We start from the raw sequence: 236 nt of genomic DNA, 5'->3' as shown, positions 1-236 counted from the left end.
GGGTGTGGATTGCGACCGGCCACACCGATATGCGTCGCGGCATGAACTCGCTGGCCTTGCTGGTACAGGAGGCCTTCAAACGCGACCCGCACGGCGGCGACCTCTACGTGTTCCGCGGTAAGAGCGGCAAGCTGATCAAGATTCTCTGGCACGATGGCCTGGGCATGTCGCTCTATGCCAAGCGGCTGGAGCACGGCCGTTTCCTTTGGCCTTCGTCTGTCGATGGCGTCGTGACC

General features: G+C 62.7%; 1 protein-coding gene. It reads left to right on the top strand.

Translation table 11 applies throughout. The features are described from left to right. A partial coding sequence (tnpB, locus tag RAD10_RS42515) for an IS66 family insertion sequence element accessory protein TnpB (protein WP_461622093.1) occupies positions 1 to 236 on the top strand: 236 nt, incomplete at both ends.

It is taken from the genome of Bradyrhizobium sp. 23AC (assembly GCF_054863025.1).
Note: the sequence above shows the minus strand (reverse complement) of the source record. Positions and strands in the feature narration are given on the sequence as shown.